We start from the raw sequence: 17,655 nt of genomic DNA on the forward strand, positions 1-17,655 counted from the left end.
GGCGAGCGATGGGGGGATTGTAAGGACAGATTTCAGCTTGGCCTTGCCGCCAAGCGACAACTTCTTATAGCGCCAAACCCTGTTTTACCAAGGGTTGCGGCAATGCGACAAATAACGTCGCAAAGGCGCAGTTTAAACGCAGAGAGTGGATTAGGGGACTGGTTCTTGCTCGTTCCCACGCTCTGCGTGGGAACGAGAAGGAGAGTCGGCGATCAACCGCGCTCGGCAGGCGCCGAAGACAACTCGAAGGGGCTACTGCTGCGCCGCTGGTTACGGTCTTCACGCGGCGTCGCGCCGAAGAAGTTGCGGTACGCGCTGGAGAAATGCGGCCCGGAAGAGAAACCACAGGACAGGCCGATCTGAATGATCGACTTGCTGGTCTGCATCAGCATCTGCCGGGCCTTGTTCAGGCGCAGCTCCAGGTAATACTGGCTCGGCACGCGATTGAGGTACTGCTTGAAAATCCGCTCCAGCTGCCGACGCGAAACGCACACATGCTGGGCGATTTCGTCGGTGGTCAGCGGTTCTTCGATGTTCGCCTCCATCAACAGCACAGCCTGGGTCAGCTTCGGATGGCTGGAGCCCAGACGGTTCTGCAACGGAATACGCTGACGCTCGCCACCTTCACGGATACGCTCGACCACCAGCTCTTCCGACACCGCACCGGCAAGCTCGGCGCCATGATCGCGTGCCAGCACTGCCAGCAGCAGGTCCAGCACCGACATCCCGCCACAGGCGGTCAGGCGATCCCGATCCCAGTCGAACAGATGACTGGTGGCAATGACCTTGGGGAAGCGCTCGACAAAATCATCCTGCCAGCGCCAGTGCACGGCGGCACGATAGCCATCGAGCAAGCCCAGTTGCGCCAGTGGATAGACGCCAGCGGACAGACCACCGATCACGCAACCGGCGCGCACCAGCTGCTTGAGCGCATTGCCAAGGGTGGAATTGAGCGGTGCCGGCGGCTCATCAGCGAGCAGGAACAGTTTCTGACACCCCTCCAGGCGCCCCGTCCAGGGCTCTCCCGGCAAACGCCAGGCGCCTTCCTGGGGTGGCTCGGCCTGCAGGAACAGCAGCTCGTAGGCCACATCCGGGTGCACTTTTTGCGCGACTCGCAACGCCTCTTCCGCCAGCGCCAGGGTCAAGGCTTTGGTGCTGGGCCAGATGAGAAAACCGATTCGCAGGGTTGTCATGAAGTGCGGTCCGAAACCTGAAATGTGTCAACGCCAGAGGCAGTCATGCGCTCCGACAGCATAGAGCCTGGTCAGGCTACGCGGGGCGCATAGCATGACCTGTTTTGGTGCGGTGCGGCAGCCTGAAATGCACCAGGCTATCAGTTATTTTCAGGCTGCCCCTTACTTCAGGCTGCCGGACAGGAACTGCTGCAAACGCTCGGAACGAGGATTGACCAGCACTTCGCGCGGGTTGCCGGACTCTTCGACCAGCCCCTTGTGCAGGAACACCAACTGGTTGGAAACCTCGCGGGCAAAGCCCATTTCGTGGGTGACCACGACCATGGTCCGGCCTTCCTGGGCCAGGGACTGCATGACCTTGAGCACATCACCGACCAACTCGGGGTCGAGTGCCGACGTCGGCTCGTCGAACAGCATCACTTCCGGCTCCATCGCCAGCGCCCGGGCAATCGCCACACGCTGCTGCTCGCCGCCGGACATATGCCCGGGATAAGCGTCCTTGCGATGGGACACGCCGACCTTGTTCAGGTAGTGCTCGGCCTTTTCCAGCGCTTCTTTCTTCGACATGCCCAGTACATGGACCGGCGCTTCGATGATGTTCTCAAGCGCGGTCATGTGCGACCACAGGTTGAAGTGCTGGAACACCATCGACAGACGCGAACGCATGCGCTGCAGCTGCTTGGGATCGGCCGCCTTCATGGCGCCGTCCTTGTTCGCTACCAGCTTGAGCTCTTCGTTGTTGAGCAGGATCCTGCCGGCATGGGGCTGCTCGAGCAGGTTGATGCAACGCAGGAAAGTACTCTTGCCCGAGCCACTGGAGCCGATGATGCTGATGACATCGCCGGCCTTGGCTGCCAGGGACACACCCTTGAGCACTTCATGACTGCCGTAGCGTTTATGCAGGTCTTGGACTTCAAGTTTGTACATGCTGTCAGTTCTCACAAAGCAGTCAGTCGATGAGCGTGTGCCCGCGACGATGAGGTTGATACCCGGCTCAATGTTTACGCGGTGCCAGATAACCGAGCCAACGGCGTTCGGCCAGCTTGAACATCCGCACCAGAATGAAGGTCAGGCACAGGTAGAACACGCCCGCCGTGATGTAGGCCTCGAATGGCAGGTAGAACTGGGCATTGACGGTACGGGCCGCGCCAGTGATGTCGATCAGGGTCACGATGGACGCCAGACTGGTGGTCTGCAGCATCATGATCACTTCGTTGCTGTACTGCGGCAGCGCCCGGCGCAAGGCCGAAGGCAGGAGGATGCGCCGGTACATCTTGGCCCGCGACATGCCCATGGCCTTGGCTGCCTCGATTTCGCCGTGGGGCGTGGCCCGCAGGCTGCCAGCGATGATTTCAGCGGTATAGGCACTGGTGTTGATGGCAAAGGCCAGGCACGCACAGAAGGTCGCGCTCGACAGCCACGGCCACAGGAAGCTCTCGCGCACCGCCTGGAACTGCGCCAGGCCGTAGTAGATCAGAAACAACTGAACCAGCATCGGCGTACCGCGAATCACGTAGGTGTACAGCCAGGCCGTTGTATTGACCAGCGGTTGCCTGGAAACCCGCATCAACCCCAAGGGCAGTGCCACCAGCAGGCCGAACAACAAGGAAAGCGCCAGCAGCTTGAGCGTGGTCACCAGGCCGCTCAGATACAGCGGCAGGGCATCGAGAATGACGTTGTAATCGAAGATCATAGGTCAGCCGCCTTCACGCCTACCGAGTAGCGTTTCTCGAGGTAACGCAGGAGCACCAGCGAGACGCTGGTAATCACCAGGTACATCGCCGCCACTGTCAGGAAAAAGGTAAAAGGTTCGCGAGTGGCATCGGCCGCCTGCTTGGCCTTGAACATCATGTCTTGCAGACCGACGACCGAAATCAGCGCGGTGGCCTTGGTCAATACCAGCCAGTTGTTGGTGAAGCCGGGAATCGCCAGGCGAATCATCTGCGGCACCAGCACCCGGAAGAAAATCTGCAGGTTGCTCATGCCATAAGCAGAACCCGCTTCGGCCTGTCCCTTGGGGATGGCCATGAAGGCACCGCGGAACGTTTCCGACAGATAAGCCCCGAAGATGAAGCCTAGGGTGCCGATACCGGCCGCCAGCGGATTGAGGTCGATGTAGTCCTCGTAACCGAGCAAGGGTGCCACGCGATTGAGCAAGTCCTGACCGCCGTAGAAAATCAGCAGAATCAGCACCAGGTCAGGAATGCCACGAATCACCGTCGCATACAAATCGCCAAGCCAGGCCAGCCAGCGCACCGGCGACAGGCGCAGCGCGACCCCGATCAGACCCAGAACGATGGCCAGGGCCATGGACAACAAGGCGAGCTGAAGCGTCAGCCATGCGCCATCGAGGATGACAGCCCCGTAGCCTTTCAACATGTTTCAGGTCCTCGAACGTAGGGATGAAAAAATGGCGCAAACTTCAGTGAACCTGGTGCTTGCGCCATCTCGGACTTACTTGCGAACTATTTACTTGCCGTAAATATCGAAGTCGAAATACTTGTCCTGGATTTGCTTGTACTTGCCGTTCGCGCGAATGGCAGCGATTGCATCATTGAACTTCTTCAAGTCAGCCTCATCGCCCTTGCGCACAGCGATACCGATGCCGTCGCCGAAGTATTTTTCATCGGTGAAGGCCGGGCCTACGAACGCGTAACCCTTACCGGCGTCGGTTTTCAGGAAGCCGTCATTCAACAGCGTAGCGTCTGCCACGGTACCGTCGAGGCGGCCGGCAGCCACGTCCAGGTAGATTTCGTTCTGCGAACCGTAAGGCTTGATCTCGGCACCCAATGGCGCGAGAACTTCCTTGGCGAAGCGCTCATGAATGGAACCGCGCTGCACGCCGATATTCTTGCCCTTGAGCTCGGCCAGATTGTCGCCGACCTGAGTACCGGCCTTCATCACAAGGCGTGCCGGCGTGTTGTAGTACTTGTTGGTGAAGTCGACCGACTTCTTGCGATCTTCAGTGATCGACATGGAAGACAGGATGGCGTCGATCTTGCGCACTTTCAGTGCAGGAATCAGGCCGTCGAACTCCTGCTCGACCCAAACGCACTTGACCTTCATTTCTTCGCACAGGGCATTGCCGATGTCGTAGTCGAAGCCAACGATGCTGCCATCCGGCGCCTTCGAGGCGAACGGTGGGTAAGCCGCTTCGATACCGATCTTCAGCGGTTTTTCATCGGCGATAGACGACAGCGACAGCACGGACAGCGCCAGGGCGCCAAGAAGCGCGAGTTTTTTCATCTCAGGACTCCATCGGTAAAGGGCGGAACAAAGCAGAGTGAGCGGCGAGCCCAGTATGCGAATGAGTACAACAGAGAAAACAGTGCCCGGCGCCCTCGGACAAGACATCAGAACGCCACGAGCCAGTGACCGGCATTTTAACGACAGCCCCGAAGTCGATATTTCTTCAATGCGACAACTAGTTACAGAAGCGCCGGAAATGTGACTTGGGATAATTGACAGCTTCCGCAGAGTATGCAAAAGCAAAAGAAGAAGAACCTGTCTACAAAGCAATAAGCGGGCCTATTATTGGCAAACCCGTCTATTCCGGCAAGTCCAGCGAGCGATCTTGTTCCGCGCGCCTGCAAGAAGCGCAAAAAATCCGGGCGATCGTGTCGCTTGACCCCAACATTGTGGCGCGCCGGTGACAGCATTGGTTACCGACAGATTCTCAAGTAACAGTAGGACGTTTCTTTATGTTTGCCGATTTCTCCCGGCATTAAAAACACCCCTTCGCGGAAATCCAGAACTGACACCGTTCAACTGTAGCCGCTGCCGCAGGCTGCGCTGGAGTCCCGCAGGGGCTCCCCGGCGATCTTGAGATCTTGCGCCTGCTGCGCAGGCGAGCGCAGCCTTCGGCAGCGGCTACAGAGATCGCGTTGATTATCGGACATAAAAAACCCCGCCCGGCAGATTTGCCGGGCGGGGCCTTTATGGTGCCTGGGTCTATCAGGCGGCGTTCATGGTCTTGTGCGTGTCGATCAAGTGCTGCACCACGCTCGGGTCGGCCAGGGTGGAGATGTCGCCCAGGGCGTCATACTCGGCCGTGGCAATCTTGCGCAGAATGCGCCGCATGATTTTCCCGGAGCGGGTCTTGGGCAAGCCTGGCGCCCACTGGATGACATCCGGCGAGGCGATCGGACCGATCTCCTTGCGCACCCAGTTCTTCAACTCGATACGCAGTGCTTCGCTGGCTTCTTCGCCACCGTTGAGGGTGACATAGACGTAGATGCCCTGCCCCTTGATATCGTGCGGCACGCCGACAACAGCAGCCTCGGCGACTTTCGGGTGGGCGACCATGGCACTTTCGATCTCGGCCGTGCCCATGCGGTGGCCGGAGACGTTGAGCACGTCATCGACCCGGCCCGTGATCCAGTAGTAGCCATCTTCGTCGCGACGGGCGCCGTCGCCGGTGAAATACATGCCACGGAAGGTCTTGAAATAGGTATCCACGAAACGGTCGTGATCGCCATACAGGGTTCGCGCCTGGCCTGGCCACGAATCGAGAATCACCAGGTTGCCCTCGGCAGCACCCTCGATCAGGTTGCCCAGGTTGTCCACCAGCGCCGGTACCACTCCAAAGAACGGACGGGTCGCCGAACCCGGCTTGAGGGCGGTAGCGCCCGGCAATGGGCTGATCAATACGCCGCCGGTTTCGGTTTGCCACCAGGTATCGACGATCGGGCAGCGTTGCTTGCCGACGGTGTTGTAATACCAGTTCCAGGCTTCCGGGTTGATCGGCTCGCCTACCGAGCCGAGCAGGCGCAGGCTCGAACCATCGGCGCCTGCAACGGCGGCCTGACCTTCGGCCATCATCGCGCGGATGGCGGTCGGTGCGGTGTAGAGAATGTTGACCTTGTGCTTGTCGACGATCTTCGACACGCGGGTGATGTCCGGGTAGTTCGGCACACCTTCAAACAACAGAGTGGTCGCACCGTTGGCCAGCGGGCCGTAAACGATATAACTGTGGCCGGTCACCCAGCCGACGTCCGCGGTGCACCAGTAGACCTCGCCCGGACGGTAGTCGAACACGCGCTCATGGGTCAGCGCGGCATAGACCAGGTAACCACCGGTGGTGTGCTGCACGCCCTTGGGCTTGCCGGTGGAGCCGGAGGTGTACAGGATGAACAGGGCTTCTTCGGCGCCCATTTCCTTTGGCGCGCAATGGCTGGATGCGACCTTCATCAGGTCTTCGTACCAGATGTCGCGATGCTGGTGCCAGGCAATGTCGCCACCGGTGCGCTTGCACACGATGATCTTCTGCACGCTGGCGGTTTCAGGGTTGGTCAGCGCAAGGTCGACGTTGGCCTTGAGCGGGGTGCGCTTGCCGCCACGCAGACCTTCGTCGGCGGTGATCACGACTTTCGACTTGCAGTCGATGATGCGCCCGGCCAGGGCTTCGGGCGAGAAGCCACCGAACACTACCGAGTGGATCGCACCGATGCGGGCACAGGCCAGCATCGCCACCACGGCCTCAGGGATCATCGGCATGTAAATGGTGACCACGTCGCCACGGTGCACATCCTGACCGCGCAGAGCGTTGGCGAACTTGCAGACTTCGGTGTGCAGTTCGCGGTAAGTGATATTGCGATGTTCGGAAGGATCGTCGCCTTCCCAGATAATTGCGACTTGATCGCCGCGCTCGGCCAGGTGACGGTCGAGGCAGTTGTAGGAAACGTTCAGAGTGCCGTCGGCAAACCACTTGATATCGACATGGTGATCGTCGAAGGAGGTCTGCTTGACCTTGGTAAAGGGCTTGATCCAGTCGATGCGCTTGGCCTGCTCGCGCCAGAAGCCATCCGGGTTGATCACCGACTGCTGGTACATGGCCTTGTAGGTTGCCTCATCGGTCAACGTAGTGGCCGCAACCTCGGGACGAACGGGATACAGAGAAGCCGCACTCATCTTTGTTACCTCGGTGGAATAGTTGTTTTTGTATGGGCTGTTTGTAACTGTACCAGACCCGATGAGCCATTCGACGTTGGTAGTAACGCCCCACACATCTGGCTCACTGCGCAAGCCGCGAGCGCTCAAGTCCGGCGCCTGCGGACGGGGGAAGGTGCGACATTCTGCCTCACAGGCAAAAAACCGGGGACCACCCAGAACGATTGTTGCCGGATCCGTAAAAAGTGTTTATCAAAAGCCGCTCTGTTTAGTCGTTAGTACGCCACCTAGAATTCAGCTCGCCGTCCAAGGCAACCTGATTAACACATGCAACAGCCCCCACGAAGGCACGTTAATCACGCATTAACCTCATAACTTAACTCTGGCACCACACGTAGCTCCACAAGAGCTACGTGACCTCTTACGACCGCAAAACAAGGTAAATTCGAGATGAAAGCTTTACTGGTATTGGCACTGAGTACTTTTTGCGTCAGCGCAATGGCCGAAGAAGTTACAACCGATGTCGCCGAACAGATACCCGTTGAACACTACACCTACTCGCAACAGCTGGACATTGCCAAGGTCCTCTCGATGAGCGAAATCCCCAACGTCTGCGAAGTGGTCCCGGCACGCATGACCTACGAAGACTCCACCGGCAAAAAACACATTCTCGAATACCGCGTCATGGGCAACGGCTGCTCCAACGGTTGATCCGCTCGTGTGGCCAGCGCTTCATGCCCCACGCGCAAGAAGCGCGGCCTAAATATATACCCGCTTACATAAATTTAGATTTGGATACTTGAAGGGCCATCTGAAAAGGAGCCCGAACAGTATGGACATTTCCACACCTGTCACAGCCACTGAACGCTTATCACAACTGGACGACACGACATTCCTGCTGAACATCACAATAGCCCTGTCAGTAGACGACGACATCGCCAATGAACTCGATTCGCCCTCGACTGAATTGACAAGGTTGGAACCCGATATTTCGCCAGATGTACCGCTTGCGGGATACCCCTATTTTCAGGCCACTCGCCTGACCCTCCGCTATCTACTGGGAAATGATACAGACTTCCCAGGCAACCTCGACTCACCGTCGCCGAAACTGCTGCTCCTGTATGACAGCGCCTCGACACACGCACTTGTCGCCTCTGTATTGAATGTTGCTCAAAGCGCCGTCGAACCCGGTCTGGTGCACGCGTTTTTTGCTCGCATGGCCTGGATCGATGAATCGTCGGTCACCACGCCACTGGCCAAGGCCCAACTTGAGCATCTGCTGTATCGCATTTCGCCCCTGAGCAATGAGGCTCGCCTGCTCGGTGCAGGCGACTTCTCCGAGCTTGGGCAACTGCTGTCAAGCGTGCCAGAGGACCTGCGTATGTGGATGCTGCAGTTCAAGCATGGCCTGCGTTGGAAGCCGGCCAGCGAGTGGTTGACGCACTGTCCGGTAGAAACGCTGCAACAAGGGCTGGTTCGTCACGAAAAAACCCAACAGCAATCTGCGCTAACAATTCTGGCAACCGTCATCGAACGCCTGCTGCCGACTGCCGGTCAGTTTCAGGATGAGCCACTGGCAACATCGCTGACCATGCGGCTGGCCTCACCACTAACGCAGCAATTGATAGAAGCGACCGTCCAGGCCATTTATCCGGCGCCCGCGATCGCAGACAGCTTGAGGCTCGAATGGGGCTCGACGCTGGATAACAGCGTCCGTCGCCAGTTCTTTCAGAAACTTGCACTCCATGCTCTGAACTCGAACGATGAGCCATGGGTACGGCTGGCGCTCGACAATGCCCGCAGCGCGCCCGGTATGCAAGCCTTCTCCTTCGCAACCCTGCTGGCGCAAAAACACCCAACCTTGAGTACGGAGTGCTGCCTGAGGCTCGGCTCCCTATGGCTACCGGAACCCGTGGAGCAAGCCAGCGCCGAACTCGAACCACTATCGAACGCACAGGTTTTGAGCCCTGAGCTTCCAGCCTTCACCGACTGGTGCCCGGTTTCGTCAATCGATGATCTGTTCAAACGCGTCGGCATGGAGTTGCTCTGCGAGTTCAAGGACGGAAAACATCACTTGCGTCTGCCAGCCTGGGAGACCTGGCAGGCGATGATGCAATCGAGCAACTTCGCGACGCTGTTCCAGCCGCTACTACGGAAATTGGGTTGGTATGGTGCACGCCCTGGGGAAGCCGCATCACCGCGCGCCACCCAGGCACTGGGAGCCAGGGCGATCACCGAGCATTTCCTGGGCCCCTGGGATCAATCGGCCCAATCAATCGAACGCAGCTTTCGAGACAATTGGGTGACCGAGTTCAGCCATGCACAATTGCGCCAGGAACTCACCCGCGCCATTGCCGAGCGCAACCCGAACATCTCCCCCGCCTCATTGAGCATGCTCGAGTACCTGCTACTGCGGGAAATCGCTCCCGAACTACTCGTTGCAGACGTTCCGGACTGGCTCTACTACGGTCGATCCTTGCAAAGCGTTGCCCTGATACAGGGTGCAAGGCTGCTTGAGGCCATTTCACCTGGCGCCGCCTGCAGGGCTGGGTCCGATCAGGTCGTTATGCTCGCCAGGGACTTGAGCACGAGCGAGGACGCCACGGTGCAACGCCTATGGAGCCAAACCCTGGTGTTGCCCGCCTTACGCTATGCCATGGCGCACGGGGCAATAGACGCCCTGGCCGAAAACGATATTCAAAATGCCACCCATCAGCAGATTGAAGCAGCCCTGAGCTTCCTGAAGGCAGAGCAGCAATCCCTTGCTCAAGCGGCGGTCGGGTTGAATGGAAAAACCCCGGATCGGAAAACGCTGGCGGAGAAACAATTGCGCTTGGCCGGTGTTGACTCTTATTACTGGGACAAAGGTATTGGAGGTCATGAAACCTGGGCCTACCTTGAGAGTTGCGGCCTGGAGAAAGCTTCAAGTTATGCCTGGAACCATACCCTTGCCAGCCCTGGCGCCGCGAACGATGTCGGCGCGCCCAACGAACGACCGATCATCATGAGTCTGCTGCAGCTGGTAATGATGGGCCAGATCAATCGAGCCGGAGAAACAACGGTCCCGCAGCTCTACGATGACGCTTTCACCACCTTCTGCGATTCCTGGCAGAGCACCCATGCCAAACTCATCAAGCGCCTGTTCAAGGAGCTGCCGGCGAGCTATCGAACCCAACTGCATGCGTCTACCTGCGAAGTCAGCCTGGTGAAATTCGCTGAAGAGGAAGGCTACCAAGGCCTGTTCATTCGCTGTCAGAGCGGCGATCACCAAAGTGATTTCGACCAGCATCAGGCCACGAACGAATACTATTTCGAGATCGTCCCCAGCGCAGGTGCTGCCCGTAAATGCAGGCAAGGATTTGAATATGTATTCATCCCTACCTCCGGATTTCATGGCAACCTTGCCGACCTTTATGCTAATCAAATAGAGAAACAAGTAAGAGAACAACAGGGTCGCATTAAGCCGTTGCTGCCCTTCGACAGCGATGCCTACTTGAAAGGAACACCTTCGCGTTCCAGCCAGGACCTTCACACCCCCCTCAAGGGCGAACTGGTTCCCGCCGCAGAATCGGTATACGGCGCCGACAGCAGTGAAGATGCCTTTCTCCAGTCCCTTGCAGAAGCCGCAGCAAAGCATTTGTACGCCACCCCGCTGGCGAAACTCAAGATAGAGCACACCCACACCACCACCTGGGAAGAGGTGATAGCTCAGGACAAAAAGATAGTGGACTGCGTCGCCCGCCTGGTGCTGCCGTTCTACGGCTGTATCAAGGATCTGGCTGACAGCGATCGCTCCACAGGCGTGATCGTAGGGTGCGTACTGGATGCCGCCACCGCCCTGATCCCCCTCGGCCAGTTCATCGGTGCGAGCGCAAAAATCGCCATTGTCGCCGGCGAGTTGACCATTAGATCGGCTTGCGAGGAAATGTCCGCGGCGCTGAGCGAGTTGGTCGTCGAACTTGCCCAGCAAAGCCCGCTGCTACTTTTCAGGGATTTGTCGCGAGCAGCGATCTGGTTGTCCACCAAGGCCTGGGAAGAACTTGCACAGTCCGCTACCTGGCTGAAAGCTCTTATCAAGAACAAGCCATTCCTGCATGTGACCGAAAGCGGTACCTACACTATGCCGCTTGAAGCGTTTCACGACTGGCAGGCAAGCAATCCTCTGGACGATCTGGTGACCGTAGACAAGAGCGAAAATAGCCTGGTGCGCAACCTGGGCACCGAGAAAAACCCAGGCAACAGACTGCTCGACTCCTACAGCGATCGGCCCTATGGCCCGGCGCTTACCGAGGCAGAGGCATCGCAAGGCGCATCACTGACAGCACTGCACGCGACACATTCGATCACCCCGCCAATCTATCCCGGGCGAGTGCTATACGAACTGTCCGAGGACGGTGTCATCAGCATCAAGGTTCCGGAAGAATGCGCAGTTCGAGTTCGATACAAAGGTCAGGGTCAGTATGATCTGAGCATCGACGATCATCTCTATCGCCTCGATACAACACGCAACGACAGCAGCCTGATCCGGTTGTCTGACTCGCGCATCAGCGAGTCTTCAACGCTTACGGAAGAGGACGTCATTTGCCGACGTACGCGCGATTTGATTGAAGATCTCGCTTGCGTCGCCTACACCAAATTGACGAGTGTCCCGATCGAACAATTACCCCCTGTCCCTGGGGAGCAATTGACACTGGGCAAGGAAGTCAGCCTGGCCTTCGAAAGCCGAGAGTTCCACCTCGATCGACGAACGATTGCGGCAACCGGGCAAGCACCGGAACGCACACTCAATGTCCTGGTCCACGAAGGAAAATTCTGCAAATGGGATCATGAGGTGATCCCGGCCAAAGGGCGTCGGCCCGCAAAAACCTCATCACAAAGGAAAATATTGGTACTGAGCCCGGAGGAACGCTCCTCGCTGGGATTGCCCTCTGAACCCGGCTACCTGCCGGAGATCACCGGGCGCATGTCGACTCAACGCAAGTTCGGCCTGACCAAGGACCTCAGTGGCAATGAGGCCAAGCGCATCAATCCCTTCGTACCGGTGGTAGAACTGGACCAGGTGACCGCCGAGATTGCCGACAAACGCATCTTGCGGGGAATCAGCCACAGCCTGAACGGTCAAAAAGTCGTCTACGTCGAAGCCGATACAGGGCAAATCTACAAGGCAATCCAGGGTCCGGACTTATTGACGTTCAGCCGAGTCACCGATCGTTTGGAAATCAATGAGTACTTGCGGCTCTCTGAACAGTATCGCTTTGTCGCCGAGCGACCCTATAGCCTCAAGGACAGGGAAAACATCGCAAAACTACTGTTTGACGTAGCTGTTCAAAAACAAAACCACGGTATCGAAGCCTGGTTGGCACAAGCACCTGCCAACAGGCAATACGCCACCTATGTACAGTGGTGCATCGACAATAACGAGGAAAATCAACTGCTTCACTTTGCAGAAAATATTCTGTCTGGTGAAGACGCCCAGATGAATCTGGTAGAAGAAACCAGGAGCATCATTCCCGACTGGGAAAAACTGGCCGAGCGATCAGGCGCTAATCAACTCCATACTGCCGGCATCTTGAACAACCTCCTGCCAGCACAAGGTAAAGAGGCGTTGTGGACCCCACTGAAGCTCTCCCAGGCGGATACCACCGAGCTGATTGGCAAACAACTGGCCGGGGGCAATCTGGCCTACGCCTCGATCCGTACAAAAGCGGGTGAGCGCTATGTCTATTACGCACTATCGGGGGGTAAACAGACCAAGGGCATACGCCTCAAACCTTATGTACAAGGACTCAACAGCCGTACGATGGGTGGTGTGACCTATGTAGATGCTGGCGCTCTCATGAAAAATCGCTCACCGGATCCGGATTTCACCAGCCTCCCGGTTGTCCGCCACGCCGACAAGCTGACCGTCAGTACGTTCGACCGTTACCTCGATTCGGAGCGCCTGATCGCCACCGTCGTCAAGGAGAACTTCCATGGTCAGGAGCTTGAACACATCAAGATTTTCACTCGATGGGATACCTGTCGATCCTGTGGTGGCGTCGTACTGCCACAACTGAAACTCGCATTTCCCGACACCGACTTCTCAGTGACCTATCTGCAAGAGTACGTTGTCTAGCCCCCTGCCTGTTCAACGACGCTGGTCAATCAGACTTGCCCACCTCGTAGGTACGCAGCTTATTGGCGATAGTGGTGTGCGATACACCCAATCGCTTGCCCAACGCACGACTGCTCGGATACTCAGCGAGCAGTCGCTCCAATACCGCCTTTTCAAAGCGCCCGACAATCTGCTCCAGACTCCCCTCCAGGGAAAACTCGCCCAACGGCTGCCGGGCGTTGTAATCGGGCAGGCGAATATGCTCGACCTTGACCACCCCGCCTTCGCACAGGGAAACCGCCTGGAACAGCACGTTCTCCAACTGCCGCACGTTGCCCGGCCAATGGTAATGGCTGAGCCGATCCATGACGGCAGGTGCCAGCCTGGGCAACGGGCAACCGATCTGCCGGCTGGCCTGATCGAGAAAATGCTCGACCAGCGGCGTCAGGCCGTCGAGGCACTCACGCAGCGGCGGAATATGCAGGGACAGGACGTTGAGCCGGTGATACAGATCCTGACGGAATTCGCCACGGGCACAGAGCTCGGACAGGTCGACCTGGGTGGCACAGATCACCCGCACATCCAGATAGACTTCCTCGTCGCTACCGACTCGACGGAAACAACCATCCTGCAGAAAACGCAGCAGCTTGACCTGTAGGCGCGGGCTCATCTCACCCACGCCATCGAGAAACAGGGTGCCGCCCGCGGTCAGTTCCAACAACCCCAATTTGCCCTCGGCCCGGGCGCCTTCAAAAGCACCGGGACCGTAGCCGAACAATTCGGTTTCGGCCATGGATTCGGGCAGCCCGGCACAGTTGAGCGCCATCAGGGGCGCCTGCCCACGCGGGCTGGCCAGATGGCAGGCACGCGCGAGCAATTCCTTGCCGGTCCCGGTTTCGCCCTCGATCAATAGCGGCGCGTCCAGCGGTGCCATGCGTCGCGCTTCACGGACCACCGCAGCCATGACCTTCGAGCTCTGGAAGATACTGTCGAAACCACGCAACTCCTGCTTGCGCACATGGTAGATACGCTCACCGATACGGTCGGCCCGGTGCAGGGTCAGCACCGCCCCGGCCAGCGCTTCGCTGTCATCGTGCTCTGACTGCAGAGGGGCGATGTCGGCCAGAAACACATCGCCCTTGACCTTGACCCGCAAGCCATTGATCCGCGACTTGCTGGCCCGCACCAGCTCCGGCAGGTCGAAGTCTTCGGCGTAACGCGACAGCGGGATGCCCGGCACTTCATCCACGCGCACCCCGAGCAACTGCGCCGCCGCGCGGTTGGCCGCGACGATCGAGCCGCCCATATCGATCGACAGCACCGGAAACTCCAATGCCCCGAGCAGAGCGTTGAGCTCCATATGCCGCCGCTCGCTGGGCATCAGCCCAACCCGTTTGACACCGAATACTCCGGCAATGGCCTCGAACTTCGGCCGCAGCGCCTGGAACTGCAGGTTGATTAGATTCGGGCAATGCAGGTAGATCGCATTGCCGTGCTCGCCACCCACTTCGCCACGGGCGACGTTGATGCCGTACTCCACCAGCAGATTGAGAATGTCGCGAAGGATGCCGATGCGGTTCTGGCAATGGACTTTGATACGCATGGAAGGGCCCAGAATGAGTGATGGCGGGCTGAAGAGCACTCCGAGAGGCGTTTTTTTACCGAAGAGCGCCGATATTTGGAAAGAATATGTGACAGCTGTAGGACCTTTCAACAGCGCCGACGGCAGTATTTTCGGGTTTTCGGGAAAATCGTAAAGTTTTCGTTACGAAAATGCGACAACCAGACGCTTCGACGGGCCTGGAGACGGGTGAAACTCATCGCGTCCTGGGTTATCACTAAGTCAACGCAGTACAGAACAATAAAGGCCTTGAGCAGGAGTGCAGTATGAAGCAGACGAAGTACGTGGCTCGCGAACCTGATGCCCATGGATTCATCGAGTATCCGCCGCAAGAGCACGCCGTCTGGAACACCCTGATCACCCGTCAGTTGAAGGTGATCGAAGGTCGTGCATGCCAGGAATATCTGGATGGCATCGAACAGCTCGGCCTGCCCCACGACCGCATCCCGCAACTGGGCGAGATCAACAAGGTGCTGAGCGCGACCACCGGCTGGCAGGTGGCACGAGTACCGGCACTGATTCCCTTCCAGACCTTTTTCGAATTGCTGGCGAACAAGCAGTTCCCCGTGGCGACCTTCATTCGCACCGAAGAAGAGCTCGATTACCTGCAAGAGCCGGACATCTTCCACGAGATCTTCGGCCACTGCCCGCTGCTGACCAACCCGTGGTTCGCCGAATTCACCCACACTTACGGCAAGCTCGGCCTCAAGGCCACCAAGGAACAGCGCGTCTACCTGGCCCGCCTGTACTGGATGACCATCGAGTTCGGCCTGGTCGAGACACCTCAGGGCCGACGCATCTACGGCGGCGGCATCCTCTCCTCGCCCAAGGAAACCGTCTACAGTCTATCGGGTGCACCGGAACACCAGGCCTTCGACCCGCTTGAATGCATGCGTACCCCGTATCGCATCGACATCCTGCAACCGCTGTATTTCGTGCTGCCGGATCTGAAGCGGTTGTTCGACCTGGCGCATGAGGACATCATGGGCATGGTTGAACACGCCATGCAGCTGGGTCTGCACACCCCTAAATTTCCGCCGAAAGCCGCCTGAGCGCGCATAGGCAAAGTCATAAAAGCCACATCATAAAAACAGTTTTCAGGAAGCCACCATGAACGCCTTGAACCAAGCCCATTGCGAAGCCTGCCGCGCCGACGCTCCCCAGGTCAGCGACGAAGAACTGCCGGTACTGATCAAGCAGATCCCGGACTGGAACATCGAAGTACGCGATGGCGTGATGCAACTGGAAAAGATCTTCCTGTTCAAGAACTTCAAACATGCCCTGGCCTTTACCAATGCCGTCGGCGAAATCTCCGAAGCCGAAGGCCATCACCCTGGCCTGCTGACCGAATGGGGCAAAGTCACCGTCACCTGGTGGAGCCACTCGATCAAGGGCCTGCACCGCAATGACTTCATCATGGCGGCACGTACCGATGAAGTCGCCAAAGGCGCCGAGGGCCGCAAATAATGCACTTCGGCCCGATCGAACGGATACCTGGCGATCCGATCCTGGGCCTGATCGAGGCCTACGCCAAGGATACGAACCCGAACAAATTCGACCTGGGCGTAGGCGTCTTCAAGGACGCCATGGGCCTGACGCCCGTACTCGCGGCGGTCAAGCAGGCCGAACAACGCCTGCTCGACCGGCAAACCAGCAAGACCTATATCGGCGGTCATGGCGACAGTGCCTTTGGCCAACTGCTCTGCGAACTGGTGCTGGGCCGTGAGTCGAAGCTGTTGCGCGAACTGCGTGTTGGTGCGACCCAAGCCCCCGGGGGCACGGGAGCGCTGCGCCTGAGTGCGGACTTCATCAAGCAGTGCCTGCCCGGGCGCGGCATCTGGTTGAGCGATCCGACCTGGCCTATCCACGAGTCGATCTTCGCTGCGGCGGGCCTCAAGGTCGCGCACTACCCTTACGTCGGTCAGGACAATCGCCTGAATGTCCCGGCAATGCTCGCCGCGCTGGAAACCGTGCCCAAGGGCGACATCGTGCTGCTGCACGCCTGCTGCCATAACCCGACCGGTTTCGATCTGTCCCATGCGGACTGGAAACAGGTACTGGACGTGGTTCGCCGGCGTGAACTGCTGCCACTGATCGACTTCGCCTACCAGGGCTTCGGCGACGGCCTGGAACAGGACGCCTGGGCGGTACGCCTGTTTGCCGAGGCACTGCCCGAATTGCTGATCACCAGCTCCTGCTCGAAGAATTTCGGTCTGTACCGCGAGCGTACCGGGGCACTGCTGGTGTGTGCAGGCGATGCGCAGAAATTGCTGGATGTGCGCAGCCAATTGGCCTTCACCGCCCGCAACCTGTGGTCGTCGCCGCCCGATCACGGTGCCGCTGTAGTCGCGGAGATTCTGGGCAACCCGGAGCTCAAAAGCCTGTGGATCGATGAAGTCGAAGGCATGCGCGTGCGTATCGCCCAATTGCGCGCTGGGTTGCTGGAGGCGCTGGAGCCTTACGGCCTGGCGGAGCATTTCGCCCATATCGGTGTGCAGCGCGGGATGTTTTCCTATACCGGGCTGACCCCCGCGCAGGTGCAGCAATTGCGTGACAAGCACAGCGTGTACATGGTCAGTTCAGGCCGCGCCAACGTCGCAGGGATTGATGCTTCGCGGCTGGATGCGTTGGCAAAGGCGATTTCCGAGGTGTGTACGGCGTGAAATCGATCGCTGGCAAGCCAGCTCCCACAGGGTTCAGTGTTGATCAAAAAAATTGAAAACATGATGAGATCAACTGTGGGAGCGGGCTTGCCCGCGATAAGTCCCGAAAAGACAACACAAAATCCCCTACCAGTCGGCAGTTAAAATCTCCCCGCCATGAAAACTGCTGTACCCTGCCAGTGCTTTTTTTCAATC

The 17,655-nt window shown here is 58.3% G+C and carries 12 protein-coding genes; 5 read left to right on the forward strand and 7 right to left on the reverse strand.

The features are described from left to right. Positions 1–212: 212 nt before the first annotated feature. From argR to acs, 6 genes are all read right to left on the reverse strand, one after another. On the reverse strand, positions 213–1,193 hold the full coding sequence (gene argR, locus F2S13_RS07115; protein ID WP_166359765.1) for a transcriptional regulator ArgR: 981 nt from the start codon (positions 1,191–1,193) through the stop codon (positions 213–215). 162 nt (positions 1,194–1,355) lie between these two features. Further along, positions 1,356–2,120: an ABC transporter ATP-binding protein gene (locus F2S13_RS07120; protein WP_166359766.1), complete on the reverse strand. Its 765-nt coding sequence runs from the start codon at positions 2,118–2,120 to the stop codon at positions 1,356–1,358. Between the two features lie 67 nt (positions 2,121–2,187). Next, positions 2,188–2,886, reverse strand: a complete 699-nt coding sequence (locus F2S13_RS07125) for an ABC transporter permease (RefSeq protein ID WP_166359767.1) — start codon at positions 2,884–2,886, stop codon at positions 2,188–2,190. Continuing rightward, positions 2,883–3,572, reverse strand: coding sequence for an ABC transporter permease (locus F2S13_RS07130; protein ID WP_166359768.1), 690 nt, complete (start codon positions 3,570–3,572; stop codon positions 2,883–2,885). The genes F2S13_RS07125 and F2S13_RS07130 overlap by 4 nt, the downstream gene beginning before the upstream one ends. Before the next feature lie 90 nt (positions 3,573–3,662). Next, positions 3,663–4,439, reverse strand: coding sequence for an ABC transporter substrate-binding protein (locus tag F2S13_RS07135; RefSeq protein WP_166359769.1), 777 nt, complete (start codon positions 4,437–4,439; stop codon positions 3,663–3,665). A 708-nt stretch (positions 4,440–5,147) separates the two neighbouring features. Beyond that, positions 5,148–7,103, reverse strand: a complete 1,956-nt coding sequence (gene acs, locus F2S13_RS07145; protein ID WP_166359771.1) for an acetate--CoA ligase — start codon at positions 7,101–7,103, stop codon at positions 5,148–5,150. A gap of 429 nt (positions 7,104–7,532) precedes the next feature. Here acs and F2S13_RS07150 point away from each other — a divergent pair, with 429 nt between their 5' ends. Both F2S13_RS07150 and F2S13_RS07155 read left to right on the forward strand, forming a co-directional pair. Continuing rightward, positions 7,533–7,793: a DUF2790 domain-containing protein gene (locus tag F2S13_RS07150; RefSeq protein WP_166359772.1), complete on the forward strand. Its 261-nt coding sequence runs from the start codon at positions 7,533–7,535 to the stop codon at positions 7,791–7,793. A 121-nt stretch (positions 7,794–7,914) separates the two neighbouring features. Beyond that, the gene (locus F2S13_RS07155) at positions 7,915–13,197 is read left to right on the forward strand and encodes a deaminase domain-containing protein (RefSeq protein ID WP_166359773.1); all 5,283 of its coding nucleotides are present in this window, start codon (positions 7,915–7,917) and stop codon (positions 13,195–13,197) included. Between the two features lie 25 nt (positions 13,198–13,222). Here the strand turns inward: F2S13_RS07155 and F2S13_RS07160 are convergent, their stop codons facing one another. Beyond that, positions 13,223–14,779, reverse strand: coding sequence for a sigma-54-dependent transcriptional regulator (locus F2S13_RS07160; RefSeq protein WP_166359774.1), 1,557 nt, complete (start codon positions 14,777–14,779; stop codon positions 13,223–13,225). Between the two features lie 284 nt (positions 14,780–15,063). Here F2S13_RS07160 and phhA point away from each other — a divergent pair, with 284 nt between their 5' ends. From phhA to F2S13_RS07175, 3 genes are read left to right on the forward strand one after another with little or no spacing between them, the layout of a single operon-like run. Continuing rightward, positions 15,064–15,849, forward strand: a complete 786-nt coding sequence (phhA, locus tag F2S13_RS07165; RefSeq protein WP_166359775.1) for a phenylalanine 4-monooxygenase — start codon at positions 15,064–15,066, stop codon at positions 15,847–15,849. A gap of 58 nt (positions 15,850–15,907) precedes the next feature. Continuing rightward, positions 15,908–16,264 carry a 4a-hydroxytetrahydrobiopterin dehydratase gene (locus F2S13_RS07170; protein WP_166359776.1) on the forward strand — a complete coding sequence of 119 codons (357 nt, stop codon included), beginning with the start codon at positions 15,908–15,910 and terminating at the stop codon, positions 16,262–16,264. Beyond that, positions 16,264–17,460, forward strand: a complete 1,197-nt coding sequence (locus F2S13_RS07175) for an amino acid aminotransferase (protein ID WP_166359777.1) — start codon at positions 16,264–16,266, stop codon at positions 17,458–17,460. Before F2S13_RS07170 ends, F2S13_RS07175 begins: the two co-directional genes overlap by 1 nt. Positions 17,461–17,655: the final 195 nt, after the last annotated feature.

This window comes from Pseudomonas akapageensis (assembly GCF_011355085.1).
Lineage (GTDB): Bacteria > Pseudomonadota > Gammaproteobacteria > Pseudomonadales > Pseudomonadaceae > Aquipseudomonas > Aquipseudomonas akapageensis.